Below are 26,211 nucleotides of genomic sequence, written 5' to 3'. Positions count from 1 at the left end.
CACATTCATATACATACGTGAATTATACACGAGTGTATGATAAACTTATATCATTCTTATAACATATGCCCGTTTTTTATGCAAGTTATTTAAATGATTTATTTATCATGCTATGTATTTTCTGCGAATTGCTTAAAATCATGATTATAGTTTGTTTATTTTTTAAAAATATAGCAGGGCATGTTTTCAGAACATGGCTTTCAATAAAATCGTCTGTATAGGATTGATAATATCGTATTTTCATGAAAATAGTATATGTAACTCTCCAGGAAATGTCAAATAAAAATCGGAGCCCAAAGCATAAGCCCGCTTTACAGCTCCGATTTATTTCTAATATCAGGAAATCAGACTTTTAAAGGTATTATATCCTGCAATGCCGTCCACGGCAAGCCCATGTGCACTCTGATACTGCCGGACAGCCGCTTCACATCCGCTTCCAAAGATTCCCGGGCTCTCTACTCCCTTGGGATCATATCCTTTCAGCATAAGCAATATTTCCAAAGCCGTGACCATGTATTGCGTTTCCCCTTTTCTGACCGTATGGTTTTTCAGTGCTGCATCGGATTTTGCCCCCCAGATTCCGTCCACGGCAAGCCCGGCCTTATAATCCAGGTTCATGGCCTGCTGAAGAGCCTTAATTCCGCCTCTGACCGTCGCAGACCCCCGGATTCCATCCACCCTAAGCCCGGCATTGCAGAAGTTATTGCAGTGGATCTGTCCATCTCTTATAATTATACTGCTTGCGTTTTGGGTGGATGCGGACTCATTTCCTCCGGCAATCAGTTTCTTAAATCTGTCCCAGTCGTTATTCTTACGAATCTGGCTCGGGCAATCCTTCCCGCAGACATCGTAATGCTGGAACACCCTATCTGCCGGAATCCCGGTCTCGGCCATAATGTGGCTCACCAGTTCTGCCGTGTTCTGAAATGCCTTTTCGTAATCATATCCCTTTTGCACGCACATCTCCACGCCAATCGAGTTTCGATTGTTGACGGTACCGAACAGACGGCCTCCGTAATCTTTTCCGATGTTCCATGTTCCGCGGCTGTGTTCTGCTGCCTGGTATACTGTATCACCGTCATCTACGTAATAATGGGCGGAAATCCCATCAAAATCACCATTATGCTGAGCCTTTGCATGGGCAAGTGCATTTGCTCCGGCCTTGAAATTATCTGTGTTATGCACCACGATATATTGCGGATTATTCTTTGCATACGTGTTCTCTGTGGAAATATAGCTTTTATTTATATTCATACTACTATCCCTTTTTTTACATATTATGACAAAATGTCCGGAATCGTGCCATCATCGGATACACTAGTCTACAGATTTTAAAGCTTCCAGCATATTCACACGCTTTAGTCTTCGATTGACTTCAAATCCCAGAATAAGGGTTACCAGACTGATTATAATCGTTGGAATCAGGAAACTGCTTCCCCAAAGTGCCGGGTTGAACATGACATCATCCGGCGGTACAACCTTGATGATGTATTGATGCAGCGCCTCACCGATAGCAAATCCGGCAAGTATTCCAAGAAGTGTCAACAGAATCGTCTCACGATAAATATACAATGTCACTTCCTTATCAAAAAATCCTAAAACCTTAATTGTCGACAGCTCACGAATCCGCTCCGAAACATTGATATTCGTCAGGTTATAAAGGATCACAATGCCCAGCAATGCAGCTACAACAATCAATACCTTCATAATCTTATCCAGCGCATGAACAATCGCATCAATCTGATTCATCAGGGTGGTGTTCTGTACAACTCCCTTCACACCATCTGCCTTGATGAATGCAGCGGACTGTTTTTCCGTATTCTCTATAGAGCTGTCTTTCAGATTTACCAGGTATGCGTTATTTGTAAAATCTCCGTCAAAAATCTTTTCATAGCCCTGTCGGCTGGTGAAGATAAAGTGCCCCATATACATCTCCGTGATACCCTCAACCTTCATCTGAATGTTTGCATTATTCTGATCCTGCATTGTAATCGTATCACCTTCTGCTGCATCTAACAGTCGTGCTAAACGCTCCGAGATGATGACACCGTCATCCGGCAAAGAAAGCTGCTTCCCGGATTTACGATTGTACAGATGAATATAATCATCAAAATTTTCCGTTGTATCAGGAACAATCAGTTTGATTTCCTGGGTATCCTGATTCTTACCGGCAACCTTTTCCAGTTCTTCATAATGAACAGACGCACTTGTCTTTACCGCATCAGATTTTATCAGGTTATCAATTTCTTTCTGCTGGCTGCCCGTAACATGGGGGTTTTCTGCAACTATAATATCATAACGAATAATTTCACCGAACTGCCGGTCATTGATTTCAGCAATCGAATGCTGCACACTGAACCCGGCAAACAACAGAGAAACAGATCCGGCTACCCCGAAGATAGTCATAAACATCCGTTTCTTATAACGAAAAAGATTACGGGCGGTGACCTTATGGGTAAAATTCAGATGATCCCATACATATGAAATACGTTCCACCAAAATCTTGGAGCCTGCAGTCGGCGGTTTGGGCAACAATAATTGTGCAGGACGTTCCTGTAATTCCCTGGAAGCTACAATCCACGCCGGCAGTACTGCACTCAAAAGTGCAAGGAATAATGCCACGATTGTGATACCTGGATGAAAATCCAACTGTATCGCAGGCAGTGTAAATCCGCTGTTATACGCATTATTTACAATCATTGGAAACAATGTATGACCTAGAATTATTCCAGCTATGGAACCCAGTGTGCCGGAAATCAATCCATAAAATATGAATTTTTTCATAACATCTGCATTTGAATAGCCAAGTGCCTTCAGTGTTCCCGAATTAATCCGCTCCTCATCGACAAAACGCGTCATGGTGGTAAATGCTACCAGAGCCGCAACAAAGTATAGGAAAATCGGAAAGACTTTCGCAAGTGCATCTATAATGCGCGAAACGGAAGTGTAAATCTTATATCCTTCAGACCCAGGTGTTTCCCGACGGCTGTTTATGGCGTATACGGGTGGCTCCAGACTATCCAGAGTTTCCTGCGCATCTTTTAGCTCTGCTTCATTTTCACTGATTTCCCTGTCAACATCTGTTTTCTTTTCCAGAAATACCTGGTTTTTCTCTTCATACTCCTTTTGTCTATCCGCCAATTCCTGTCTGGCCTCGGCCAGCTTTTGTTCCCCCTTGGCTCTTTGCTCCTCTAACTGTTCTTTTGCTTCTGCCAATTCCGCTTCTTTATCCGCCAGCCCGGTTTCGGCCTGCTGAATTTCACTCAAATTTTTCTGATATTCTGCTTCCTTTTGTTGAAGCAATTGCTCCTTTTCGGTCAACATCTGTTTTGCTGCTGCAATTTGTTCCTTTCCCACTGCAGCTTCCTGTTTACCTGACTCCAGCTTCGCTTTCGCCGCGTCAATCTGTTTCGCTGCCTGCCCCAATGCTTCCCCGGATTCATTCAGCTTCACATCAGCCCCGGCAATTGCCTGTTTCGCTTTCTCAAGTTCCTGTTTTTTTCCATCAAGCTCTTGTCGGCCTGCTTCCATCTGGGCCATACCAGGCATGTAAGTATGCATCAGAAACACATCATATTCCTGTTTCAGACTATTTAATATGGTTTCCAGACTCGCTTCTTCATCCGGGTCATTCGTATTTTTAATTTTGTCTTCCAGCACAGCAATTTTTTGCTCATACCCGGTTTTGGCAGTGTTCAGCTGATTCTGTGCTGCATCCAATTCCGCTTGTTTAGCTTCTATCTGTGCCTTTCCGCCCTGATATTCTTCCTTTTTCTTATTCAATTCCTGTACTGCGTCCTGATATATCTGATTTTTCTCATCATACGCAGCCTGATTTTTGGCTAATTCCTGTTCTCCAGCTGCAATTTGCTGTTCGGCTGCATCCATTTTCTGCTGGTTTGCTGTCACCTGCTGATATCCGGCTTGTATTTGCTGCTTTCCCTGACTGATTGCTGCAGGTGCTTCCCGAAGCTGACTGTTTGCCTGGTTCAAAGCCGCCTTTGCATCTGAAATCCGAGTTTCTCCGTCTTCAACTCTTCTCTCAGCCTCAGACACCTGTGTATCTAGCTTTCCTTCATTTTCAGATATCTCTTCCTGGCCTTGGGAGAGCTGTATTTTTGCATCGTCCAATTGATTTTGCGTATTGCCTAACTTCTGCTTCGCATCATCAATTTTACTCTGACCCTCATCGATTTTATCCTGATACTCTGTTTTGACAGATGCCAGACGAATCTGTGGCTGGTCTTTCATCATTTTTTTTAAAGTCTCTTTATGCTTCTGGATCTTATAAGTATATTCGTCGGAGTACGGATTCAGTTTTTTAGTATCTTCAAATGCCATGCGGGCTATCATATAGACATCTGATTCAAATACATCCTTGCTGACTACTGCATAGCCTTTTAATTCACCTGTTCCTGCTGTTGTCGCACCCATGTTAATGTTGGAAATAATCTCACCCGAATAGATGTACCCTACAATCTTAAATTTATGCTTCTTCAAGGTCTGATTCCCGAAAGCATCCGCCTGTTCCGTGAAGCTGATCGTATCTCCGATTTTATAGTCATCGGCATATTTATTTCCTATGGCAATCTCATCATCCGTGTTCGGCAGCCTGCCCTTTACAATCTGATAATCAGAAATTTTATCAGGCTTCGAGAAAATCCGAAAACTTATTTCTGTGCCTTTGGCTACAACATCTTTTAAATAGCCAAATTCAATTCCGGTTGCTCCTTTTATCCCATTCATGACTTCCCGGTTATGTGCATCTAAACCAAGATCCCCTATAACAATGATATCCGCAACATTTAACTTGTCGAAATAATTCCTGCCGGCCGCACGCATATCCGGGCCAGTGACAATCAGACCTACCAGCGCAAACGAACCCAGCATCATCAGACCTGCAATCGAAAAAAAACGGCCTTTGGATTTTCGGATGGATTTCCATATATCCTTCCAAAGTTGCTGTTTCATTATATCTCACCTACCATTCAATGTCCGTAATTTTCTTCGGATTCGGATTCACATCGATACTTTTCACACGGGCATCATGCATACGGATTACGCGATCCGCAACCGGCGCAAGAGCACCATTATGTGTGACAATAATGACGGTTGCCCCCTTATTTCGGCTCATATCCTGCAAAATCTGCAGTACCTGTTTTCCTGTCTGATAGTCCAGTGCTCCGGTGGGCTCATCGCACAGAAGAATCTTCGGATTCTTTGCGACCGCACGTGCGATTGCCACGCGCTGCTGTTCCCCGCCTGAAAGCTGTGCCGGAAAGTTATTGATTCTCTTTCCAAGGCCGACGTCTTCCAGCACACTTACCGGATCCGATGCATCCGAGACAATTTCAGAGGCCAGCTCCACATTTTCCTTCGCCGTCAGGTTGGGAACCAGATTATAAAACTGAAAGACGAATCCTACATCCTCCCTTCGATACCTGGTTAACTGTTTTGCATTATAATCAGAAATATCTTTTCCGTCGATAATCACCTTTCCCTCATCATTGGTATCCATACCTCCGAGAATGTTTAATACGGTAGACTTTCCGGCTCCGGAAGCTCCTAAAATAATGGCAAGCTCTCCCTCTTCCACGGAAAATGTAACATCATTATTGGCCACGATTTCCGTATCGCCCATCTTATATCTTTTATAGCTGTTAATAACTTCGATATAACTCATATATACCTCCTCAGCAATAAGAGGCTGCCCTGATTGGGCAGCCCATATAGTCCCTTGTCCTTATTTCAATAAAGCTTCTGTAAGTCCCTTTGCCTGGTCAAAATCTTCCTTTTCAGGATTCCAGGATGACTTTATGTTTTCTTCAACCACGTCAAATCCGGCTGACTTTAACTCCTCCGCCAAGACTTTATTGCCTTCTCCGCTCCATCCATAACAACCAAACACAGCTGCTTTTTTGTTCCTGAATTTCAGTGATTTCAGGAAGTGAAGCCATCCGGCCATACTCGACATGATACTGTTCCCGATGGTGGGAGAGCCCACTGCAATTGCACGGGATTTGAACACTTCCGTCATAATTTCATTCTTATCCGCTTTTGAAATATTAAAAACCTTCACCACAGTATCCGGGCTTACAGTTTTTGCTTCCTTTGCGATGCGATGTGCAATTTTCTCAGTTCCCTGCCACATCGTATCATAAACTATGGTAAACTGATCTTCCTGATAAGCTTTTGACCATGCAGCATATTTCTCTACGATCTGCAGCGGGTTTTCTCTCCAGATTGCCCCATGGCTGGGTGCAATTATGTCAATCGGCAGGTTCAGTCCTACAATTTCATCAATCTTTTTTGAAACGAGAGGGGAAAACGGATTCAATATATTGGCATAGTATTTCATCGCTTCTTTATTCAGCAGACATTGATCGGCCTTGTCATTGAATAACTCTTCCACCGCATAATGCTGACCAAATGCATCATTTGAAAACAGAATGTTATCATCTGTCAGATATGTTGCCATGCTGTCGGGCCAGTGCAGCATGCGCATCTCCACAAAGATAAGTTTCTTACCATTTCCGATGTCTAAGGAATCTCCAGTCTTTACAACATGAAAATCCCATCCATGTTTTCCATACTGTCCCTCCAGGCTTTTGACCGCATTCGCAGTACAGTAAACAGGGGTATTCGGAATCTCTTTCATCAGTTCCACAAGGGCACCGGAATGGTCTACCTCGCCGTGATTGGCGATAATATAGTCAATCTTGTTTAAGTCAATCTCTGATTTCAGATTCTCCAGAAATTCAAATCTGTGGGGAGCCCAGACGGTATCAATCAATACTGTCTTCTCCTCCTCTACCAGGTAGGCATTTTGGCTTGAGCCGTTCAGGATAGAATAATCATCCCCGTGAAACGTCTCCAGTTCCCAGTCAATATACCCAATCCAGCTTACATTGTTTTTTACTTGTCTTTTCATCGCTTCTTCTCCTCTCACCTTAAAAATAGTACACTGTTTTCCAGAAAGATATGATTGTGAATATCATCCGGAGCCGTATAATTGTCTGTTTTTTCAGAAAGTGTCTTTAACAATTCGCCCACATGCTCGTGTTCCTTCTCCAGTTCGGAAAAATCCACATCCAGGTTTTTCTCCTCAGCGGCCTCGAGAAGCGATCTGTGTCCTCCACAGCAATAATCAATATTTGCATCAGATAAAATCTGAATAATATCCGGGTTACTCTTTATGGCTTCTGCAATTGTCATCTTCTTTGTAATCATATAATTACCTCCTCATATGAATAGATTCTGCAATACAGACAGATGCAGCCGGAACTACTAAAAGACACGCTATCCCGCCAAATAGCATAACGGCAACATCCTGGAATAAAAATTTTGAGTTTATGATCGTCTCTATTGTAAATTTACCAATTTTCAGATACGCAAACAACAGTATTGATTCACCTAAATAGGCAAACAGCAACGTATTGATGGTTGTACCAATAATCTCCTTCCCTATCTGCATCCCGGAATAAAACAGTTCCTTCCGGCTCAGGCTTTGCTTATGAATTCCAACCTCATATACAGATGAGGTGACCGACAGTGCTGTATCCAACACTGCTCCAAGGGTACTTAGCAAGGTCATGCAAACAGCTATATGCAGCATGTTGATATGGATATCTACATTGAAGTAGTACATCACATCCTCCTGCATTGCCTGGATTTCGTTTAAGCCTCCGCTTTCAGAGCTCCATACAACTGTATATATGATAAAGAAGAGTACCAGCATAACAAGACCAGCCGCAAGGAAAGCTGCCCCTGTTTTCACATTTCTTCCATTTTGGCTTACCAGCGTGACGTAGCTGATTGCTATGCTGGCCAGGAAGGTTATCAATAGCGGCGGAAATCCTGCAGCCATCAGAACAATTGTCAGAGACAGCAGAATAATATTCCCGGCAAGCGCCATCACGGAGATTGCCCCCCGGTCACCGCCAATTACCAGTAATAGTACCAGAAGAATAAGCGCGAGTATACCTAGCATCCTTTTCTGCCCCCTTTGAACCTGATCTTCATGCACACGGAAGCAATCAGTATGGAGATTGGGATTGCCAGAACAATTCCTATACTTTCAACCAGAAAACGGCATATCTCATAGGGGATGTGCAGCCGCACGATCGTCATAAACCCCACCTCGTTGTTCATGCGAATCAAAAAAGCAGGAATCAGCCCGCAGCCAAATACGAACAGCAGGACATTCATCATTGTCCCCATAATATCATATCCGATTTCCCTGCCTGACCGAAACAGTTCCAGGAATGTCACTTCCGGTTTCTTTTGGACTATTTCTCCAAGTGCAGCCGAGATTGTGACAGCCACATCCATAATTGCCCCCAGTCCTGCCAGCATAACCTCCGCCCGGAATATATCCGCCGGGTTATCCAGACTTCCCAAATATTCCATTTCAGAATAATCCAATTCCTCCGAGTGCATCATCACTACGTCAAAGATTCCCATAATAACTGCCAGCACACATAAGGTAGATATAACTGCCGCCCATGTTTTTCTATGAACTCCATTCAGGAAAATAAGCGTCCCTACCGCAAACAACAGAGACATCAGATTACAGACTTCCAGTATATTCTTTCCTTTCAGAAATTGGGAAAACCCCACGCCGAAAATACCGATATTCACCACGATTGTGCATATGGTAAGGAAGCCTTTCTTCTCAGTCACCGCTATAAGCAAAAGGAAAAGAGCTCCTATGAGTGCGGTAAGCTGCACATCCCGCTTCAACCCCTTTATGTTTCCGCTTGTGCCCCCTCCGCTCATCTCAAGGAGAATCTTGTCTCCCTTATGATATTTCTGCTTTAAAACCCCCGAATAGGAGTATTCATTTGACAGGGAAACTGTCTTTCCTTTGTTTTCTCCGTTTAACAGGCGGGCATCTATCTCTTGTTTGTAATATAGCTCATCTTTTCCATTCGTACTTTTCTTCTTTCCATTCTCTTTCGTACGCACCTGCGTAATCTTTGCTATCGGTGTCTGATACAGCCATGCATCATTTGCAACAAATACCAGAATAATCAGATATAGAAATATCAGTATGAATAAGTACCTACGTTTTTTGAACGCTTTAAGTCCTGCCGTTACATATACAGGTGTTGTCATCATATGCCTCCGATTTGATTGATTAAACTTTTAGCATGCCGGGTCTGCTCACAGATCAAGCAATCGGAAATTTAAAATTATTGTCATATTATAGCACACAACACCCTATTATTCTATCCTTTAATACTTTAATTCAAGTTCCTTAAGCACCTGCAGCTGATATTCACGTTCAGCGGCATTTTCTACATCTGCTTCGAATGCCTGGCTCTGTTCTTCAACCCAATTCATCGATTTTTCCGATAAATGTTTTTCACCGAACGTGAATACCGTCTCATTTTCTTTTTGGATATGTCTCCGCAGCAGATGCTCATAGCTCCCTGCCGCTACCAAAATGGCCAGTTTATGCTCATCAGCAGGATGTTCTTTGTAAGCGTCGAGTGCCTCATCCAGATCCGAAACATACAGGCGTCCAAGGTCATGTTCAATCAGCATCCCTCCTTGTATTACCTTTTGTGCCGGACCTCCCAGGTCTTCGACCATGGCTTTAAACAGATATTTTTCCTCTTTTCCATGATGGGTTTTGTCAGCATATCTGCGGATAAATGCTACCATTTTTTTTAAATCATCTACATCTATTTCGTAGTTTTGTAACACATTTAATGATGCTTTATGAAGCACATCCAGCATTCGCAGGATGTTCTCATGCTCTTTCTTAAGGAGTTCTATATGATTCATGCCACGTCCTTTCTCAGGCAGTACTCTGCCGGCGCAGTGCAGGTGTACGAGATGTCATAGTTTTCCAGTACCCCTTCTATCCATGAATCTCTCAAACTATAGTAGATATCTACTCCAAAATCCGGATAAGTCCAATACTTTTCATGAGGGCAGGTCCTCACACGCCAGATTACAACGTCTGCACTTTGCTGCGTAATTTCAAATGGAAAATCACAGGGCATGCCATCCAGAAGAATGTCATATATGGACTGATGGATTTCCTCAGCATTCAGCTCTGCGGGCAGGACGTATTCCCGTCCCAGTTGCTTCATCACTTTTTTAAACTCCCCGATTCGCTGCGGATTATCTCTTAAGGTCTCATATACAGCCCTGGCAAAGCGCTTTTCGCTGCCTGCCACAGCCTGTCCCAGCCAGCCGTGGATATTGCTTTGGTCAATGATGGTTTCAAGCGGCTCATCGGGTGCTTCCATAGCCTCGCTGTTTACCTTTTCCTTAAGATCCGTGCCCCAGCCATTTTGGGATGCCAGATCTATGATCGCCTTTATCATTTTTTCCTGATACAGTATCCGTCCGTACATTTTAACATGTACAGGACCTAAGAATTTGCTCATAGCTGCTCCTCCAGACCGGCATTCAATCTGTTAACCATCTCATCCGCACTCACTCCGTGTACCATGCAGGCATCTTCCAGCGATTCCATCTGGGAAGCCGGGCAGCCGAGGCAATGCATCCCCATCTCCATCAGGATTGGTGCAAGCCCTCCGTTTAATCTCAGAATTTCTCCAATTAACATGTCCTTTGTAATCTTGTTTTCACTCATTTGCTGTTCTCCTCTCTGTGGAAATTATTATGATACTCCGTTTATTTTTCGTGAGTATCTACCCATTTTGTTAACTTTAAATCCTTTACGGAAATACCTCCTGAAATGTTATTGTTAACTTTTTTATTTAAATTGATTCTACCTTCCAGAGCCTTATTTGTATGTTGCATTTGTCACTTGAACAATATATAATGTAAATAATAAATATCTTAAAATATTCAGGAGGTGTAAGTATGGATGCCAGCATGAAAGTCTTACAACGTGTACCCCTGTTCAGGGGAATTAATGAAAACGACTTTCCCCATCTTCTCAATTGTATTAATGCAAAGAAGAAATCTTATGCCAGAAATGAATTTATTTTTTTAAGCGGGGATATACCAACTGCAATTGGTATTGTTCTGGATGGACGGGTGCAGATTATTAAGGAAGATGTCTTTGGCAACCGTGTAATTTTAAATGACCTTGGCGCAGGCGCTGTATTTGGTGAGTCCTTTGTATGCGGCGGGAGTTTTTCACTTACAGTGTCTGTACAGGCGACAGAGGACAGCTCTATTCTTTTATGTCCGTTTAAGCAGATCATGCACATCTGCCCAAATGCTTGTGAATTCCATAATACGCTCGTCCAAAACATGGTGGTAATGGTTTCTCAGCATAACATCAAACTGCTGGAGCAGCTGGAAGTTACAACCAAACATTCCCTCCGTGAAAAAATCCTGGCTTATCTGGCCCAGCTGGCACAGGAGCAGGATTCGGCAACAGTCAATTCTCCCCTGGGAAGAGTGGATCTTGCAGATTATCTGGGCGTGGACCGCAGTTCGCTGACCCGTGAACTAAAGCGAATGCAGGATGAGCATATACTTCAATTTGATAAGAATATCTATACCTTGTTAAATACCGGCATTTAATTCTTCCCAGGCAGCAGAAAAAGCAACCTGTGTTTAACAAGTTGCCTCAAACGTTCTCTTATGTATATAAACTTTCATTTTAAATCTTATTGACTTAACTGACTTAACCTGTCTTCAGCCAGCTTCCTGACCTCAGCCATCTTAGCGTCTTTCTGCGCATCTGCCTGCTCGTTCTGCTGTTGTATCTGTGCAATCTGGTTCTTTAAATCCTCTGCTTCCTGCTTTTTCTTATCATATTCACCTTGCAGCCTTTGTATTTCAGTAACCTTTGCCTGAATTTCAGTATTCTTCGACTGAATGTCAACGTCTTTTTGCTGCAGTGCACTTTGAAGCTGCGTAATATTATTCCGTAAATTCTCCTGCTCTCTCTGGTTCTGCTCTAATTGCGCCTTTAACTGTTGTGCATTCTGTTTATACTCGTTACCCTTTGTAAACAACTGCTCAATGGTTGTCATCGTCTGTTGCGCATCCGGAAAGAAGTTCGACTGTACAGCAGCACCTGCCACTACTCCTCCCAAAAATACACTCAGTACGGTTAATGCCACAACTACCTTTTTCTTCATTTAATGTCCTCCATTTTAGATATTTACCACTTAATCTTTACTTCTTTAGTAGGTTTTTATATTACACTAAATTGGTCACATTTACAATAATTAAAATATATGAATCATAATCAAACTTTAGAACATTTTTTATTGATTTTTTTAAATCTTTTAGTTCCCATATGGGCAAAAGGATAAAATCTTCCGTTTTCAAGAAGAATATTGAATTTAAAAAGCACCTACCCCATTAACATAGGCAGATGCTTTCTTTTTTACTTAAAAGTTCACATTTTATTCTCTTCCGATTTTATAGGATACGATGAGCTTATAATTCTGACATCATATTTTTGCAGCGTTTCTTCCCCCATCACCGTACCAGTAAGCAAATCCTTTTCCCCCACAAACACAGCGGGAAGAGGAAGTTCCTTGTCTTTAAAATTCATGACAAAATAGATTGCCCCGCTCTCCGCCACTCTCCTTGTCACTTCAAGCTCCGTGTCTTCATCGATTACCGATGCAATTCCGGCACTGTCACAGGCCATTTTCAGCAGCTTCCCAAGACCTGTTTCCGTCAGCATTGTCCCCACATAATACGTGCAGCCCTTTCCGAACATATTCTTCGTGACCGCCGGCGTCCCTGCATAAAAATTGCTTCGATATTGTGCAATCTCCTCTGCTCCTTCCAGATGGATGATGTCGCACAGCATCCTGCATCCGTCCACTGTACCGTCCTTAAAAGCAAGCGCATTGCTCTGTTCCGGGGCCATCGCATCAATCTCTTCCACCCATACACCTGCCAGCTTACGAAGCGGTCCCGGATATCCCCCCAGATGCACGTTGTCAGACTGATCCACGATGCCGCTCATGAATCCCGTCACAAATGACCCGCCGGCAGCCACAAATTCTTCAATGGCTTCCGCCATGCCTTCCTTTACCATATAGAGCACCGGTGCAATCAGCAGAGCATACTTTCCAAAATCTGCATCCGCAGGTATCATATCTACCGGGATATTTTTATTATAGAAGTATTCATAATACTGCAGAATCTGATCTACATACTTCAAATCCTTGTTGGGACCACTTGTATATTCCAGTGCCCAGTAGTTATCCCAGTCGAATAGGATTCCGACCTTTGCTTCATTCCTGGACCCGATGATGGAGCCGCCGATTCTTTTCAGCTCCTCTCCTAATTCAGAGACTTCCCGAAACACCCTCGCTTTATCAGATCCTGCATGTTCAATTACGGCACCATGGAATTTCTCACATCCGCCCACCGATCTGCGGAGCTGGAAAAACTGGATCGTATCCGCCCCGTGGGCGATGGTCTGATAGCTCTGAGCACGCATCTGTCCCGGTTTTTTCAGGGAATTATAGGGCTGCCAGTTCTGCTGGCTCGGCGTCTGCTCCATCAGCATGAAGGGTTCATCCTTCAGGCCACGCATCAGGTCGTGGTTCATGGCCGTCTGGCTCCAGGGGGTGTCGAAGCTTGGGTAATTGTCCCAGGATACAATATCCATTTCCTTTGCCCATTTAAAATAGTCAAGTTCCTTATAGGTTCCCATCAGATTCGTGGTAATAAGGGTGTCTTTGTCATACTGCCTGATGGTATCCCGTTCCAGCCTGTAATTATTCAGCATACTCTCAGAATTAAAGCGGCGGTAGTCGATGGAAATCCCTGCAAAAGCCGTACCGCCATCCCACAGCCCTTCACTGAGCGCATTTGGCAGTACGACCTCGTCCCAGTCATAGATGGTATGACCCCAGAATGAGAGATTCCAGGCTTTATTCAGTGTCTCTATGGTCTGGTATTTCTCCCTCAGCCAGATGCGAAATGCTTTTTCACAGTTCTCGCAATAGCATTCTCCACCATATTCATTATTCACATGCCAGCATACGACGTTTTCATTCTTTCCGTAGCGTTTGGCCAGTCTGGACGTCAGTTCCTTTATAAAATGCCGGTAGACCAGGCTGTTCGGGCACGCATTATGCCGCTGTCCGAATTTATGGCGGCGTCCCTCATAATCCGTCCTTGCCACCTCGGGATAGCGCTTTACCATCCATGCAGGAAGCGCAGCCGTGGAGGTTGCCAGCACAATCTGTCTGCCTTCCTTTGTAAGCATCTCCACAATTTCATCCAGTTCCTTAAAGTCATAGGTCTCTTCCGACGGCTGAATCCTCGCCCAGGAAAATACATTGACCGTAGCACTGTTGATTCCGGCCTTGTTGAACATTTCCATATCCTTCTGCCAGACTTCTTTGGGCCACTGTTCCGGGTTATAATCGCCGCCGTATAGCATTTGCTTAAACTTCGCCTTCATCGTAAAGCACCTCCACTTTTTATTTTCATTCATTATAATCTATTCTTTCTGCCAAAAGTATGGTATGGTAAACTAAAAAGTATGAATTTTCGAAACAATGGAGGTGTCCTATGCCAATCTATTTCAGGCCTTCTATGCAGGATCTGCCGCTGACCATCGACAGCATCGGAAATAACTGGTTCCAGGAATCTGTTTCCCGTCCCAAAGGTTTTCCTCTTTACCACTGGCTTCAGACAGAAAGCGGTCAGGGGACGGTAAAGCTTGCGGGACAGAATATCATCTTAAGGGACGGAGAAGGTATCCTTATCTCCCCTCTCACGCCACACCAGTACCAGAAAACCGGGGATATATGGCTGACCTCCTTCCTTACCTTTGGCGGAACACTGTCCAATGACATTCAAAAAATATGCGGGGAATCTCCCTATCTCTTTGTTGGTGCCGGGGAAGGAAGGTATTTCCAAAAATGGATTGAGCAGACACTCCATTCTTACCTGGAGAACAGCCTGGATGATTTGAGCCTTTCTGTAGACTGCTATGAATTTCTAATGCACTTTTCCAATATTTATATGAATCACTCGCTTGTAAAGCATCCGCTGTACCAGCAATATGTGTGCCCGGCAATTGCAAGAATCAAAACTGATTATGCTGAAATTCTTGACGTTGACAGACTTGCCTTTGCCGTCCATGTCACCCCCCAGTATCTCACACGGCTGTTTCGCCGCTTTACCGGCTATTCCGTGCAGAATTATATTACCAGATTTCGAATTAGCAAAGCGAAAGAACTGCTGCTTGGGAAACCTTATTTAAAAGTCCAAAGCATCAGCCATATGTGCGGATACAACGATGTAAGCTACTTTATCTCTGTATTCAAACAGCATACAGGCACAACCCCGAAACAATTCCGGAAAACTTATGGAATTACCGGCTCTTAAAGGCGGCTTTTGCTTGTTAACTTATGTGCCTTAGATACTTTTTTTAAATTGGAATTTAACTGTCCGAAATGCAACACAAAAAAATAAAAGCCCTTATATATGGGCTTTATAGAGTGCCGGCGACCGGAATCGAACCGGTACGGGTATCGCTACCCACGGGATTTTAAGTCCCGGGCGTCTGCCTGTTCCGCCACGCCGGCATATGGAACCTATAGGGCTCGAACCTATGACCCTCTGCTTGTAAGGCAGATGCTCTCCCAGCTGAGCTAAGATTCCATATACGACCCAGATCGGACTCGAACCGACGACCTTCGCCGTGACAGGGCGACGCTCTAACCAACTGAGCCACTGGGCCAAACAAAAACAATATTCAATAAAATTAGTGGACCTTCGGGGACTCGAACCCAGGACCGACCGGTTATGAGCCGGTTGCTCTAACCAACTGAGCTAAAGGTCCACGTAAGCCGATGATCGGACTCGAACCGATAACCTGCTGATTACAAATCAGCTGCTCTGCCAATTGAGCCACATCGGCAATGTGAAAAGTGACTCCGACGGGAATCGAACCCGTGTTACCGCCGTGAAAGGGCGATGTCTTAACCGCTTGACCACGGAGCCAACAACGAATATTATATTATCATACTCCCTGTAAATTAGCAAGCATTTTTTTACTTTTTTCTTTAAATTACAGTCAAGCGATATGCTTGATTTCATCCATTTCCATAGTATAATACATAAATTGCCCAAAAGTCAAATACTTTTTTCTTTTCTTTTCCTCTCTTTTTCGATACAATAGTAAAGAAGAACATATATGAAAGGATTCTATCTGTTATGAAAGAAACTGTATTAGTATTTAATGTAAATGATTCGTCAACAAAACTGAATATAGAACTTGCACTTTTCCCCTTCCATGTCCGATTGAAAAAGGTACTGCTGGCGGATTATAATAAAACTCTTGGGAGCCTTGTAGGCATCTCGGATTCCGCAGACCCTGGGCAGTCCTACACCGGAGATGAACTGGAATCCTCCATGATGATTTTTGCCGGCATACCGGATAATAAATTAAATCTCCTGTTAAAAAGCCTGCGTGATAAAAAAGTACAGCTTCCATATAAAGCAATTCTTACCCCAACCAACAGCAACTGGACGCCTTTGGAATGCTTCGAAGAACTGGTTCGGGAACATAAGGCCATGAATCCCGAAAAGTGATATAGTGCAGCCTACGGGTAAAGATGGAAAGAGAGGTAAGCAAACGCTTATCCCTCTCTTCTTGCATTCTCTGCTCTTTTTTCAGAGAAAAGAAGATGCAGATTACTGTGACGATGCAGGGAATTTAATCCTTCAAAGATAAAGTGCCAGCTCTCTTCATAATCTCCCGGTACCGCAAAATCCAGGCTGGAGAGATACTTGATAAACGCTTCCGGGATTTTGCCATATGTGGCGTCAAACCGGTCCGCATATTCCATCTTCTCTTCATCGCTCAGGTTTCCATCGATGTTGTGCAGGACATGCTCCATATTTCTGGAAAAGTAATAAACCGCATATGGAAGTGTACCGATTATAGCTGCGGAATAGAGCCGCTGCAAAACAGAAGTTTTTCTCTCATTTCTTTCAATTGTCGCCTGTGGATTCGATGAGATAATCCGGTCCTCCTCATAGCACAGTTTTTTCACATCTCCCTCAACCACGTGTTCATCTGTTATAAATGCACCATCCGTATCAATCAGATGAACAACTTTTAGAATATCACTCTTTCGAAAACCATAGCGTTTCATCTCAGCCTTGATGTGCTCATGCACTGTTTTTATAGCATTTGCACTGTTTGTTTTCCGCTCCGTTGTCAGATCTCCATGCACGACATGAAAGTGTACTTCTTTATCATGAAAGATTTCTTTTAAAACCGGACTTAATGTATCTTCATCTGTAGGCCCTTCCACGATAAAAAGAATGACCTTTTTAGTCTTCCCGTCCATCCCGGACCACCTTTCCGACACGCCGGAAGGCGCGGCCAATTTCCACGGTGTCCGTTTCCGCGTACACCTCTTCTTTCTGACCGCCTAACGTAATACACCGCAAATAGCTGTCACGCAGATTTTTATTTGTCTTTGTATTTTGCATACGCATGTAACGTTTCTTCGGATTCGTGGTGGAAAAGATGACGCTGGATTTGTGAAGCATCTCTAAAGCGCGAAGATTATGGGAGGTGAAGATAAGCTGTCCTTTTGCGCTTTTATCAAAGACAGAAATCAGTTCTCCCAACAGGTATTCATAGATACCTGAATCCAGCTCATCAATAACCAGGCACATGGAAGGATCATTATATACACACATCAATGCATTCAGAATAGAAATGATTTTAACAATTCCTTCTGATTCATATTTAAGCGGTATCACCACATCTCCCCGCCTGGAAATCAGCTGAATTCTGTGTCCTGTCCCGCCATTTTCTAAAAGCTGCTCTCCAAAGTCATGTACGCCTATGAAAAGTCCCGGGATCAACGTCTGCAGAACAACGTTCATTTCATCTATCATTTGCCGGACCATCTCAAAATGCTTCTGGCCCAGCAAAGAAGGTTCGTCCAGACGTACCGGCAAGCTGCCTTTCACAATTGTATCTCCTGTATCAATCCGGAATGCAAAGGGAAGCAGATAATCCATACTGATACTCCCTGCATGTGCACTTGATATCACGAACAGGTTTATACCGGCATATCCATTCAGGGTGCGGATAATATAAGCGTACTCTGTGGAAGCCTCTTCCGGCGCCGATAAAAATACACGCCTGCTCTCCTCGCTGAAGATAAAAGACCTATGCTCTTTTTGTGCTAGTTTATATGCCACGCCAAAGTTAATCCGATTTTCTTCTTCATGATTTACGATAGAATTATAACGATAGTTTGGGGTGAATTTCACCTGTGAATCATTCAGTTCAAAATGAAGCAAAACTTTTTTCTTTTCAAACTTTTCATCCCCCCACACGGCTGAACTTAAAGTTTCCTGTGCTATTTCGAACTTATTTCCGTCTATACGACTTAGCACAACTGAATATTCCACTTTAGATTGCTTTCCGTGTACAGAAATAACGAAGGATACAAGGATAGAACAGCGATTCATCTCTTTCGAAATATACTGGACTGTTTCTTCAGGCAGTGAATTCCCCATAAGCAGCTTCTGAATGATGGCCATTGCTTCTATCACTGCCGTTTTCCCGGAACCATTTTGCCCATAGATTCCCAAAATATCTGACTTTTTTGAAAAACAGCCGCCATTTATTACAGACGGCATTTCCAGCAGGCCATACTCCGTGTTCTTAAATCCCTTTAATTCAATAGAACATATGCGGACCAGAAAATCTTTCATGCAGGCACCTCTCTTTCCCGATATTAGGATGTCCTGATTTAATTTCATTATCCCAGAGCAACGGTATCAATCAGATTCAGTTCCTCTTTCGTAAATGATGTGTTTCTTAAAGCTCCGATATTATCCAAAATTTGTGAGGGCTTAGACGCACCAATCAGAACACTTGTTACAAGTCCATCACGAAGAATCCAGCCAAGAGCCATCTCCGCCAGAGTCTGACCCCGGGTCTTTGCTATTTCATTGAGTTTTTGTACCTGACTTAAGCGTTCCTGTGTCAGAGAAGATGCTTTCAGAAAACGTCCGTCTGCCTTGATCCTGCTGTCCTCCGGAATTCCGCCTAAATATCGGTCCGTCAGCATTCCCTGCGCCAGAGGGCTGAATGAAATGATTCCTTTTTTCAGTTTTTCAGAAGTTTCTTTTAGTCCATTCTGCTCAATCGTCCGGTCAAAGATGGAGTAACGATTCTGGTTGATGATAAACGGACAATGCAGTTCCTCCAGTATACGTGCTGCCTTTTCCAAAGTTTCTCCATCATAATTTGAAAGCCCCACATATAGTGCCTTTCCACATGCAACAGCCTGTGCAAGTGCACCCATGGTTTCTTCCAGCGGAGTCTCCGGATCCATGCGATGATGATAAAATATGTCGACATAATCCAGCCCCATACGCTGCAAGCTTTGGTCCAGACTTGCCAGAAGATATTTCCGGCTTCCCCAGTTGCCATAAGGACCCTCCCACATATCATAACCGGCTTTTGTACTGATAATCAGTTCATCGCGGTAAGACCCGAAGTTTTCTTTCAGTATAAGCCCCAGGTTCTTTTCAGCACTGCCCGGCGCAGGGCCATAATTATTGGCCAGGTCAAAGTGGGTAATTCCATTGTCAAATGCGGTAAAGCAAAGCTGCTTCATATTCTCATAGGAAGCGATATCGCCGAAATTGTGCCAGAATCCTAAGGAAACGGACGGTAATTGAAGTCCGCTGTTTCCGCAACGGGCGTATTTCATATCCTGATAACGTGTTGATGATGCCTGATACATAATTTTTTCCTCCTTCACATCTGGGCGGTTACCATATCGTAGTATTTCCCCTTTTGTTTCATCAATTCACTATGTGTTCCCATCTCCGAAATCCCCTTATCCGATATATAAAGAATCTTATCACAGTTTTTAATTGTGGAGAGCCGGTGCGCCACAGCAAAAGTCGTTCTTCCTTCCATCAGGCGGTCAAGCCCTTCTTGCACCAGCCTTTCTGTCTTTGTGTCAATGGATGATGTTGCTTCGTCCAGAATCAGGATTTTGGGATCCCGGATCAGAGTTCGGGCAAATGCAATCAACTGCTTTTGTCCCTGTGACAGGATACTCCCCTTTTCCTCAACCACCGTCTCATATCCCTGTTCCATATCACGGATAAACTCATCTGCGTGAACCGCCTTACAAGCTTCCTCAATCTCTTCCTGGGTGGCATCCAGCCGTCCGTATCTGACATTATCGGCTATGGTTCCTGAGAAGATAAACCCATCCTGCTGCATCACTCCCATCTGACTTCGAAGAGAATGCATCGTTACGTCACGAAGATCGTGTCCGTCTATTCTCACACATCCTCCTGTGACATCGTAGAATCTGGACAAAAGGTTTACAATCGTGGATTTCCCGGCTCCGGTCGGTCCTACGAGTGCGATGCTCTCTCCCGCACTTACATGGAGATTCATATGCTCCAGAATATTAAATCCCTTTTCATATGCAAATGTAACATCTTCAAAATCCACATCCCCGGTAATCGGAGGGAGTTCCTTGGCATCCTCTGCATCGGTCAGGTAAACCGGCTCATCAATAATCTCAAAGATACGCTCCAGATAGGACAACGTATTCAGCAGCTGATTGTAGAGGTTTGCTATGTTGATAATCGGCTGCCACATCCTCCAGGCATAGTCCCCCATAACCAGTATGACTCCAAAGCTGATTGCAGGACGCAGCCATGCCACGCCTGTCAGATACATAAAAGCAATTGCTGTAACTGCTGTTAAGTCTACCATATTCGGCGTCCAGTACGCAAGCCGGACGGCATGCATCACCGACTCATAATTGCTGCGATTCAGTTCATCAAAGATTTCTTCATTCTCTCCCTGCCTTACGAAGTTCTGTGAAATCGCAACTCCGTTGATACTTTCCTGAAGATACGCGTTCATGTTGGAGCCTTTATTGCTGACATCCTGCCATGCCCTTCGCTGCCTGGGCTTTAGCTTTGAAAGCCCAAAAACCAGAACAGGCACCCCTGCAAATATAATCAGGGTTAATTTTACACTTGTCGTAAACATGAAGGCCAGAATAAACAGGATATTAAAAATCTCAAGCACAAAGTTAATCATGCCATTAGAAAGCATATCGGACACATTGTTGACATAATTGATGACACGTACCAGAATCTTCCCGTGTGGTCTCTCATCATAGTATGTAAACGGCAGTTCCTGAAGCTTTCGGAATAAATCCATTCGTATATCGAAGATGATATCCTGCCCCACCTTGGTCATAATTCTTGCACGTATCACAGCCAGTGTAACACTAACAGACACAATAGCTGCAACTGCAGCAGCCAGAAGCAAAAGCTGTCTTACATCGCCGTTCGGAATCGTATTGTCCACGGCATATCCGATGATTTTAGCAGGTATCAATGAAAAAACAGATGAAACGGCGGAAAAGAGAAGTGCCTGAAGCATAGCATTTTTTCTCTTCCTGATGTATACAAAGGTTCTCTTCAGATGCCCGATGTTAAATTCCTCTTCAAGCCGTTCATCCTGATCGAATCTGTTTCTGTCAGCCATGGTTCAGCACCTCCGTTTCTTCATATTGCGTATATATGTCTTCCTCCAAGGAACTGATTCCTCTCTGCAGCAAATAAATATCCGTATAGTAACCACGTTTTGCAAGTAGTTCTTTATGGGTTCCGACTTCCGCAACATGACCATTATTTAATATTATAATCTTGTCAGCCTTCATTGCAGAAAAATATCTTTGGGCTATAATAATCTTTGTCGCCCTTTCCGGCATCCTGACAAGGTTATCCCGAATTTCGCTTTCTGTATTCATATCCACGGCAGATGTTGTATCATCCAGTATTAATATAGAAGGTTTCACGGCAATAGCGCGGGCCAGTGCCAGACGTTGCTTCTGTCCCCCTGACAGCCCGGTTCCCCGTTCACCCACCATCGTATCAAATCCATTTTGCATACGCCACACAAAATCAGCTCTCGCAAGACGGGCAAATCTTTCGATCTGATCTGTGGGAAGCATACTGTTTCCAAATGCGATATTCCGGTTAATCGTATCAGAGAACAGAAAAACATCCTGATTTGCAATACCGATATTTTTCCGAAGCACTTTCAGGTCATAATCCCTGACATCCACATTATCAATAAGAACGGCCCCATCTGTCACATCGATAAAACGATTGATGCAGTTGATTAAAGTTGTCTTTCCCGAACCTGTAGGCCCCATCACCGCAACAGTTTCTCCCGGCATAATTGTCAGATTGACATGTTCCAGTACATCCGTATGTTCCAGTTTTACGCTTACATCCCGGAACTCAATCTTACCTTCAAGCTCATCTTTCTCAACAAGCGCTCCGCTTTTATTCTTTACAGATGGTTCCGCCTCATACAGTTCGATCAGTTTATCAACCGATGCCAGAAACCGTTGGGTGTCATTAACCAAAATCCCTAAGTTTCTCATCGGAGCGGCGAGTGTCCAGCACAGACTGTTAAATGCCAGAAAGGTTCCTGCAGTGATTCTTCCATTCATAAGAAAGATGCCGCCCAGCACCAGCACAACAATTGGAAGTGCCTGGGAGAATCCCTCTATTGCGGGATAAAACCTAAGCCATACAAAGGATGCCTTAATATTAGCCTCTTTATAGTTTGTGTTTTTTTCGAGAAAATTTTCTTCTTCAAAGGCTTCTCGGGCGAAGGCTTTGATGACCCGATTCGCCTCTATATTTTCCTGTGCGTTGCTGTTAAGCCTTGAGAGCTTCTCTCTCAGTTTCATATAATATGGTCTCGCGGTTCTTGAAAACCTAAATGTCACAAAAAATATCATCGGAGTAAATACCATGAGTGCCAGTGTCAACAACACATCTTTTGACATCATATAGATAGTTGTGGCCAGATACAGGGTAAAAGCCTCCAAAAAGCCTCTGAACAAGGTTACAATCCCATGCTTTCCCATCTCGGCATCCGATGTAAGCCTCGTCATCAAATCTCCGGTTTCGTTTCTTTTGTAAAATCCACGATCCAGATTCTGAAGCTTGTGGAACATCTGCTTCTTGAAGTCGTACAGGAATCTCTGTCCACATTCCTCTATTCCGACGATGGCATATCGCCATACAAAGGTTCGCACGGCCATAAACATAACCATCAAAAGCAAAAGCTTTATAAGTTTATCAATCAGCTCCTGCATATCCCCCTTATTCTGTGGAATCTTCATTACGACCTGATCTACAATCATCTGCGTGATCAGTGGATTGATCAGCTGCATAACAATTGGAATCAGGATAACTGCTACCAGAAAAATATATCGTTTCCTGTAAGCTTTCATCTGTGACCAGAGCCATTTCGTCTGACGCATGAATCCTTACCTCCTCCTTACAATTACATCTTTTTTATGTCGGTTCTTTTTACTCTAGCAGAAAGAATGCTGAATTACCATTGATAAAGCGTGCACTTCCATGTATAATTGAGGATATAAGTAACGAATCTTGGAGGTAATCAGGAAATCGGCTCATGAAAGAATACTTGTACTCATTAACTTCAAAGCGAAAACTTAATGACGGGAATTACGTCACATATATGAAGGGTGTGTTGCATCCGGACCGGACTATGAAAGATCATGATTTTATATATATGCTGGAAGGTGAATGGGAAATATGGATGGATCAAAAGCCCTATCTTATGAAGGCGGGAGATGTCCTCATGTTAAGAGCGGGAGTTCATCACTTTAGTAAAGAGCTTTGTCTTCCGGGTACGAAAATTATGTTTCTGCATATTAAGGAAGAAGAATCCTGCGATCTGGCCTCCTTCCCCCCACTGATTTCCTGTGGTCATGCACCGCAGATTAAAGATCTGTTCTCTTCCCTCATTTCCCTACACCATAACAGGAGCACATATGTGACAGACTCTGAAATAACGGCTTCCCTGAATCTTTTATTATGTCAACTGTTTCGTATTGCTGAAGACAGCCGGGATACCGAAAAATATGCAGTTGTTTCAGAAGCAGTCAAAATCATGGAATCCAGACCAGAATACTTCTATTCTCTAAGTGAGATTACGGATTTACTCAACGTTTCAGTGAAAACTTTAAATAAGAAATTTCATGAGGTTTTTGATATGTCTGCTTATCAATATCAGATGGATTTGAAATTGAAAGCGGTGCATTCCTTTCTTACACAACATCCGGACGAAAAGCTGAAAACCGCTGCACAGAATTTTGGGTTTTATGATGAATTCTACTTAAGTAAGATGTATAAAAAAAAGTATGGAATCTCTCCTTCGGCTGCACGGACACCGCTTTAATAAGTGTCCGTGCATATAGAGGGAGTGAATTTTTGAGCTACTGAAGATTTAATTTCTTTGTCATAATATATTTTGTCACGAGAAAGCTCGCTATTATAGCAATCAATGACAGAATCAGATTCACTAGCATCGTTGTATCCAGCATCTGCAGGCCTCTTACCTGTACTTCTACTGCATCCGCCGAATAAACTGTTGTGGCTGCGAAAGCTTTATATCCAGTGATTCCAAGCGTAATGATCATAATAATCTGCTGGACGATATAGATTCCGGCGAATGCCCCAACCGCTCCCAAAAGCTTATGTCCGGAAAACAGATTGCCTAATGCTACAGAAACATACATTTCAAGTATATACACTACTGGTGACAAAACGATCGTAATCAGAACTAACCATGCACTAAGTGCTGCTTCCCCATTAAACAGATATTTGATACTTTCCTTAACTACACTTGTCAGCTCTCTAAGCATATCTCCATCTGCCGCTATTATAAAAATTGCCGCTATCACGAATATAATATCCAAAACCTCCCAGATAAGCCCTACGAGTCCCTTGGATATGATTATCTGCTGCGGAGTTACAGGCAGCGTGTTAGTCAGATACCCCTGATCTGTAAAGACATTTTTGTAAAAACGAAAGCCTATAAAGATGACTGTAAATATTGCTGCAGTACATATTACCATAACACTTAAGAATAAAAACAGCCCCGCTATAACAGAACTTCCCTCCAGACCACCGCTTACTGCAAAAAAGATTCTTGTAAGAACTGCGAAAACAAGGACAATTGCATGGACGACCATAAGGCTTCTGGATGTTGCTTTCCACTCATATTTAAATAACTTTTTTAGCATCTGAACACCTCCCTGAACAGTGCATCCACTGATTTCCCCTGTTTTACACGAATGTCATCTACTGCTGTCTGCAGACGGATTTGTCCATCCTTTATGAAAATCACTTCATCCAAAATGTTTTCCACATCCGATATCAGGTGGGTCGAGATAAGTATCGTTGCATTTTCATCATAATTATTGATAATGGTATCTAAGATATAATCTCTGGCCGCCGGATCAACACCTGCAATTGGCTCATCCAGGCAATATAGCTTTGCTCTTCTGCTCATAACCAATATTAACTGTACTTTTTCCCTTGTTCCTTTGGACAATGTTTTAATTCTTTCTGTCGGATCAATTGATAAGCGCTTCAGCATATCCATCGCGCGGGTTCTGTCAAAATCCGCATAAAAATCTTCAAAAAAATCCAGTGTATCTGAAACCTTCTGATTTTCATCCAGATATGTGCGCTCCGGAAGATAAGAAACAATCTCCTTCGTCTCCGCTCCGGGCAGCTTTCCATCAATCAGCAGTGTACCCTCTGATGGTGACAGCAAACTATTAATTAATTTAATCAATGTTGTCTTTCCGCTCCCGTTTGGCCCAAGCAGGCCGATAATTCTTCCGGATTCCAGTGACAAGTCAATAGATTTTACTGCCTGTTTTTTTCCATAATGCTTCGATAACCCCTTGCATTCCAAAATTGTGCTCATTCCTTTTCCCCCTCCAGACTTTTACGAAGTAAGTTAAGAATCTCTTCTTTTCCAAACCCCATCTGACTCATTTTTTCCATAAATTCCCGAATCTGGATTTTTGCCAGTTCCTCCCTCATCTTATCGATCATACCCTTATCCTCCGTTATAAATCTTCCGCTTGTTCTCTCTGCATGAAGCAGCCCTCCTCTTTCGAGTTCTGCCATAGCTTTCTGCATCGTGTTGGGATTTACACCAGCTTCAACAGCCAGTTCCCGCACAGACGGTAATTTATCACCCGGTTTATAATGACCGGAAACAATGGAAAGTTCAATTCGCTCTACTAACTGTGTGTAGATTGGCCTTCCGGAATCTAAGTTCCATGCCATCTTCTCACCTCCTGTATTATTGTATTGTGTTCGTAGTACAATAATACACTTTTCCGATGTTTTTGTCAAGCA

24 protein-coding genes and 6 tRNA genes are annotated in these 26,211 nt (G+C 43.3%); 4 read left to right on the top strand and 26 right to left on the bottom strand.

Annotated features, from left to right (window positions below):
- Positions 1-336 precede the first annotated feature (336 nt).
- The 10 genes from KNL20_RS03140 to KNL20_RS03095 form a co-directional block, all read right to left on the bottom strand.
- Positions 337-1,254, bottom strand: a complete 918-nt coding sequence (locus KNL20_RS03140; protein ID WP_230399190.1) for a peptidoglycan recognition protein family protein — start codon at positions 1,252-1,254, stop codon at positions 337-339.
- A gap of 63 nt (positions 1,255-1,317) precedes the next feature.
- A complete protein-coding gene (locus KNL20_RS03135; protein WP_230399189.1) occupies positions 1,318-4,971 on the bottom strand; it encodes an FtsX-like permease family protein in 3,654 nt (1,217 codons plus the stop codon).
- A 10-nt stretch (positions 4,972-4,981) separates the two neighbouring features.
- Positions 4,982-5,683, bottom strand: coding sequence for an ABC transporter ATP-binding protein (locus KNL20_RS03130; protein WP_230399188.1), 702 nt, complete (start codon positions 5,681-5,683; stop codon positions 4,982-4,984).
- Positions 5,684-5,743: 60 nt separating this feature from the next.
- Positions 5,744-6,931: an oxygen-binding di-iron domain-containing protein gene (locus KNL20_RS03125; RefSeq protein WP_230399187.1), complete on the bottom strand. Its 1,188-nt coding sequence runs from the start codon at positions 6,929-6,931 to the stop codon at positions 5,744-5,746.
- A gap of 14 nt (positions 6,932-6,945) precedes the next feature.
- Positions 6,946-7,230 carry a DUF542 domain-containing protein gene (locus KNL20_RS03120; protein WP_230399186.1) on the bottom strand — a complete coding sequence of 95 codons (285 nt, stop codon included), beginning with the start codon at positions 7,228-7,230 and terminating at the stop codon, positions 6,946-6,948.
- Between the two features lie 4 nt (positions 7,231-7,234).
- On the bottom strand, positions 7,235-7,990 hold the full coding sequence (locus tag KNL20_RS03115) for a YibE/F family protein (protein ID WP_230399185.1): 756 nt from the start codon (positions 7,988-7,990) through the stop codon (positions 7,235-7,237).
- Positions 7,984-9,120: a YibE/F family protein gene (locus KNL20_RS03110; protein ID WP_230399184.1), complete on the bottom strand. Its 1,137-nt coding sequence runs from the start codon at positions 9,118-9,120 to the stop codon at positions 7,984-7,986. Before KNL20_RS03110 ends, KNL20_RS03115 begins: the two co-directional genes overlap by 7 nt.
- Positions 9,121-9,237: 117 nt before the next feature.
- Entirely contained in the window at positions 9,238-9,792 is a 555-nt protein-coding gene (locus tag KNL20_RS03105; protein WP_230399183.1) for a hemerythrin domain-containing protein, read from the bottom strand.
- Positions 9,789-10,403: a hypothetical protein gene (locus KNL20_RS03100; RefSeq protein WP_230399182.1), complete on the bottom strand. Its 615-nt coding sequence runs from the start codon at positions 10,401-10,403 to the stop codon at positions 9,789-9,791. The genes KNL20_RS03105 and KNL20_RS03100 overlap by 4 nt, the downstream gene beginning before the upstream one ends.
- The gene (locus KNL20_RS03095) at positions 10,400-10,612 is read right to left on the bottom strand and encodes a DUF1858 domain-containing protein (protein ID WP_230399181.1); all 213 of its coding nucleotides are present in this window, start codon (positions 10,610-10,612) and stop codon (positions 10,400-10,402) included. Before KNL20_RS03095 ends, KNL20_RS03100 begins: the two co-directional genes overlap by 4 nt.
- A 233-nt stretch (positions 10,613-10,845) precedes the next feature.
- Here KNL20_RS03095 and KNL20_RS03090 point away from each other — a divergent pair, with 233 nt between their 5' ends.
- Entirely contained in the window at positions 10,846-11,517 is a 672-nt protein-coding gene (locus tag KNL20_RS03090; RefSeq protein ID WP_230399180.1) for a Crp/Fnr family transcriptional regulator, read from the top strand.
- A gap of 86 nt (positions 11,518-11,603) precedes the next feature.
- Here the strand turns inward: KNL20_RS03090 and KNL20_RS03085 are convergent, their stop codons facing one another.
- Both KNL20_RS03085 and KNL20_RS03080 read right to left on the bottom strand, forming a co-directional pair.
- The gene (locus KNL20_RS03085) at positions 11,604-12,080 is read right to left on the bottom strand and encodes a hypothetical protein (RefSeq protein WP_230399179.1); all 477 of its coding nucleotides are present in this window, start codon (positions 12,078-12,080) and stop codon (positions 11,604-11,606) included.
- Positions 12,081-12,343: 263 nt separating this feature from the next.
- Positions 12,344-14,377, bottom strand: coding sequence for a beta-galactosidase (locus tag KNL20_RS03080; protein ID WP_230399178.1), 2,034 nt, complete (start codon positions 14,375-14,377; stop codon positions 12,344-12,346).
- 110 nt (positions 14,378-14,487) lie between these two features.
- Here KNL20_RS03080 and KNL20_RS03075 point away from each other — a divergent pair, with 110 nt between their 5' ends.
- Positions 14,488-15,309 carry an AraC family transcriptional regulator gene (locus tag KNL20_RS03075; RefSeq protein ID WP_230399177.1) on the top strand — a complete coding sequence of 274 codons (822 nt, stop codon included), beginning with the start codon at positions 14,488-14,490 and terminating at the stop codon, positions 15,307-15,309.
- 114 nt (positions 15,310-15,423) lie between these two features.
- Here the strand turns inward: KNL20_RS03075 and KNL20_RS03070 are convergent.
- From KNL20_RS03070 to KNL20_RS03045, 6 genes are all read right to left on the bottom strand, one after another.
- Positions 15,424-15,509: transfer RNA gene (locus KNL20_RS03070), tRNA-Leu, on the bottom strand.
- Between the two features lie 3 nt (positions 15,510-15,512).
- A tRNA-Val gene (locus tag KNL20_RS03065) sits at positions 15,513-15,585 on the bottom strand.
- Positions 15,586-15,590: 5 nt separating this feature from the next.
- Positions 15,591-15,664: transfer RNA gene (locus KNL20_RS03060), tRNA-Asp, on the bottom strand.
- A 28-nt stretch (positions 15,665-15,692) separates the two neighbouring features.
- Positions 15,693-15,766 (bottom strand) — tRNA-Ile (locus tag KNL20_RS03055).
- A gap of 5 nt (positions 15,767-15,771) precedes the next feature.
- Positions 15,772-15,844: transfer RNA gene (locus tag KNL20_RS03050), tRNA-Thr, on the bottom strand.
- A gap of 11 nt (positions 15,845-15,855) precedes the next feature.
- Positions 15,856-15,927: transfer RNA gene (locus KNL20_RS03045), tRNA-Glu, on the bottom strand.
- A 213-nt stretch (positions 15,928-16,140) separates the two neighbouring features.
- On the opposite strand from KNL20_RS03045, the gene KNL20_RS03040 reads away from it, so the two are divergent.
- A complete protein-coding gene (locus KNL20_RS03040) occupies positions 16,141-16,518 on the top strand; it encodes a DUF3783 domain-containing protein (RefSeq protein ID WP_230399176.1) in 378 nt (125 codons plus the stop codon).
- 47 nt (positions 16,519-16,565) lie between these two features.
- On the opposite strand, the gene KNL20_RS03035 is transcribed toward KNL20_RS03040, so the two are convergent.
- From KNL20_RS03035 to KNL20_RS03015, 5 genes are read right to left on the bottom strand one after another with little or no spacing between them, the layout of a single operon-like run.
- Positions 16,566-17,282 carry a hypothetical protein gene (locus KNL20_RS03035; RefSeq protein WP_230399175.1) on the bottom strand — a complete coding sequence of 239 codons (717 nt, stop codon included), beginning with the start codon at positions 17,280-17,282 and terminating at the stop codon, positions 16,566-16,568.
- Positions 17,266-18,669 (bottom strand): ATP-binding protein, encoded by a 1,404-nt coding sequence (locus tag KNL20_RS03030; RefSeq protein ID WP_230399174.1) that lies wholly within the window; start codon positions 18,667-18,669, stop codon positions 17,266-17,268. Before KNL20_RS03030 ends, KNL20_RS03035 begins: the two co-directional genes overlap by 17 nt.
- Before the next feature lie 47 nt (positions 18,670-18,716).
- Positions 18,717-19,709, bottom strand: coding sequence for an aldo/keto reductase (locus KNL20_RS03025; RefSeq protein WP_329957493.1), 993 nt, complete (start codon positions 19,707-19,709; stop codon positions 18,717-18,719).
- Between the two features lie 14 nt (positions 19,710-19,723).
- On the bottom strand, positions 19,724-21,490 hold the full coding sequence (locus KNL20_RS03020) for an ABC transporter ATP-binding protein (protein WP_230399173.1): 1,767 nt from the start codon (positions 21,488-21,490) through the stop codon (positions 19,724-19,726).
- On the bottom strand, positions 21,483-23,288 hold the full coding sequence (locus tag KNL20_RS03015) for an ABC transporter ATP-binding protein (RefSeq protein WP_230399172.1): 1,806 nt from the start codon (positions 23,286-23,288) through the stop codon (positions 21,483-21,485). The genes KNL20_RS03020 and KNL20_RS03015 overlap by 8 nt, the downstream gene beginning before the upstream one ends.
- Positions 23,289-23,443: 155 nt before the next feature.
- Between KNL20_RS03015 and KNL20_RS03010 the strand changes: the two genes are divergently transcribed.
- The gene (locus tag KNL20_RS03010; RefSeq protein WP_230399171.1) at positions 23,444-24,232 is read left to right on the top strand and encodes a helix-turn-helix domain-containing protein; all 789 of its coding nucleotides are present in this window, start codon (positions 23,444-23,446) and stop codon (positions 24,230-24,232) included.
- Between the two features lie 37 nt (positions 24,233-24,269).
- Here the strand turns inward: KNL20_RS03010 and KNL20_RS03005 are convergent, their stop codons facing one another.
- The 3 genes from KNL20_RS03005 to KNL20_RS02995 are packed head-to-tail and all read right to left on the bottom strand — an operon-like array spanning position 24,270 to position 26,139.
- Positions 24,270-25,079, bottom strand: coding sequence for a hypothetical protein (locus tag KNL20_RS03005; protein WP_230399170.1), 810 nt, complete (start codon positions 25,077-25,079; stop codon positions 24,270-24,272).
- Complete coding sequence (locus KNL20_RS03000; protein WP_230399169.1) at positions 25,073-25,771, bottom strand: ABC transporter ATP-binding protein; 699 nt, start codon at positions 25,769-25,771, stop codon at positions 25,073-25,075. Before KNL20_RS03000 ends, KNL20_RS03005 begins: the two co-directional genes overlap by 7 nt.
- Entirely contained in the window at positions 25,768-26,139 is a 372-nt protein-coding gene (locus KNL20_RS02995; RefSeq protein WP_230399168.1) for a GntR family transcriptional regulator, read from the bottom strand. Before KNL20_RS02995 ends, KNL20_RS03000 begins: the two co-directional genes overlap by 4 nt.
- Positions 26,140-26,211: the final 72 nt, after the last annotated feature.

Origin of the sequence: Novisyntrophococcus fermenticellae, assembly GCF_018866245.1 — a bacterium.
In the GTDB taxonomy this organism is placed as follows: Bacteria; Bacillota; Clostridia; order Lachnospirales; family Lachnospiraceae; genus Novisyntrophococcus; species Novisyntrophococcus fermenticellae.
Note: the sequence above shows the minus strand (reverse complement) of the source record. Positions and strands in the feature narration are given on the sequence as shown.

Bases quoted from the DNA above. Each gene is read 5' to 3' on its own strand.
- KNL20_RS03140 (WP_230399190.1), bottom strand. From the start codon at position 1,254: ATGAATATAAATAAAAGCTATATTTCCACAGAGAACACGTATGCAAAG.
- KNL20_RS03135 (WP_230399189.1), bottom strand. From the start codon at position 4,971: ATGAAACAGCAACTTTGGAAGGATATATGGAAATCCATCCGAAAATCC.
- KNL20_RS03130 (WP_230399188.1), bottom strand. From the start codon at position 5,683: ATGAGTTATATCGAAGTTATTAACAGCTATAAAAGATATAAGATGGGC.
- KNL20_RS03125 (WP_230399187.1), bottom strand. From the start codon at position 6,931: ATGAAAAGACAAGTAAAAAACAATGTAAGCTGGATTGGGTATATTGAC.
- KNL20_RS03120 (WP_230399186.1), bottom strand. From the start codon at position 7,230: ATGATTACAAAGAAGATGACAATTGCAGAAGCCATAAAGAGTAACCCG.
- KNL20_RS03115 (WP_230399185.1), bottom strand. From the start codon at position 7,990: ATGCTAGGTATACTCGCGCTTATTCTTCTGGTACTATTACTGGTAATT.
- KNL20_RS03110 (WP_230399184.1), bottom strand. From the start codon at position 9,120: ATGATGACAACACCTGTATATGTAACGGCAGGACTTAAAGCGTTCAAA.
- KNL20_RS03105 (WP_230399183.1), bottom strand. From the start codon at position 9,792: ATGAATCATATAGAACTCCTTAAGAAAGAGCATGAGAACATCCTGCGA.
- KNL20_RS03100 (WP_230399182.1), bottom strand. From the start codon at position 10,403: ATGAGCAAATTCTTAGGTCCTGTACATGTTAAAATGTACGGACGGATA.
- KNL20_RS03095 (WP_230399181.1), bottom strand. From the start codon at position 10,612: ATGAGTGAAAACAAGATTACAAAGGACATGTTAATTGGAGAAATTCTG.
- KNL20_RS03090 (WP_230399180.1), top strand. From the start codon at position 10,846: ATGGATGCCAGCATGAAAGTCTTACAACGTGTACCCCTGTTCAGGGGA.
- KNL20_RS03085 (WP_230399179.1), bottom strand. From the start codon at position 12,080: ATGAAGAAAAAGGTAGTTGTGGCATTAACCGTACTGAGTGTATTTTTG.
- KNL20_RS03080 (WP_230399178.1), bottom strand. From the start codon at position 14,377: ATGAAGGCGAAGTTTAAGCAAATGCTATACGGCGGCGATTATAACCCG.
- KNL20_RS03075 (WP_230399177.1), top strand. From the start codon at position 14,488: ATGCCAATCTATTTCAGGCCTTCTATGCAGGATCTGCCGCTGACCATC.
- KNL20_RS03040 (WP_230399176.1), top strand. From the start codon at position 16,141: ATGAAAGAAACTGTATTAGTATTTAATGTAAATGATTCGTCAACAAAA.
- KNL20_RS03035 (WP_230399175.1), bottom strand. From the start codon at position 17,282: ATGGACGGGAAGACTAAAAAGGTCATTCTTTTTATCGTGGAAGGGCCT.
- KNL20_RS03030 (WP_230399174.1), bottom strand. From the start codon at position 18,669: ATGAAAGATTTTCTGGTCCGCATATGTTCTATTGAATTAAAGGGATTT.
- KNL20_RS03025 (WP_329957493.1), bottom strand. From the start codon at position 19,709: ATGTATCAGGCATCATCAACACGTTATCAGGATATGAAATACGCCCGT.
- KNL20_RS03020 (WP_230399173.1), bottom strand. From the start codon at position 21,490: ATGGCTGACAGAAACAGATTCGATCAGGATGAACGGCTTGAAGAGGAA.
- KNL20_RS03015 (WP_230399172.1), bottom strand. From the start codon at position 23,288: ATGCGTCAGACGAAATGGCTCTGGTCACAGATGAAAGCTTACAGGAAA.
- KNL20_RS03010 (WP_230399171.1), top strand. From the start codon at position 23,444: ATGAAAGAATACTTGTACTCATTAACTTCAAAGCGAAAACTTAATGAC.
- KNL20_RS03005 (WP_230399170.1), bottom strand. From the start codon at position 25,079: ATGCTAAAAAAGTTATTTAAATATGAGTGGAAAGCAACATCCAGAAGC.
- KNL20_RS03000 (WP_230399169.1), bottom strand. From the start codon at position 25,771: ATGAGCACAATTTTGGAATGCAAGGGGTTATCGAAGCATTATGGAAAA.
- KNL20_RS02995 (WP_230399168.1), bottom strand. From the start codon at position 26,139: ATGGCATGGAACTTAGATTCCGGAAGGCCAATCTACACACAGTTAGTA.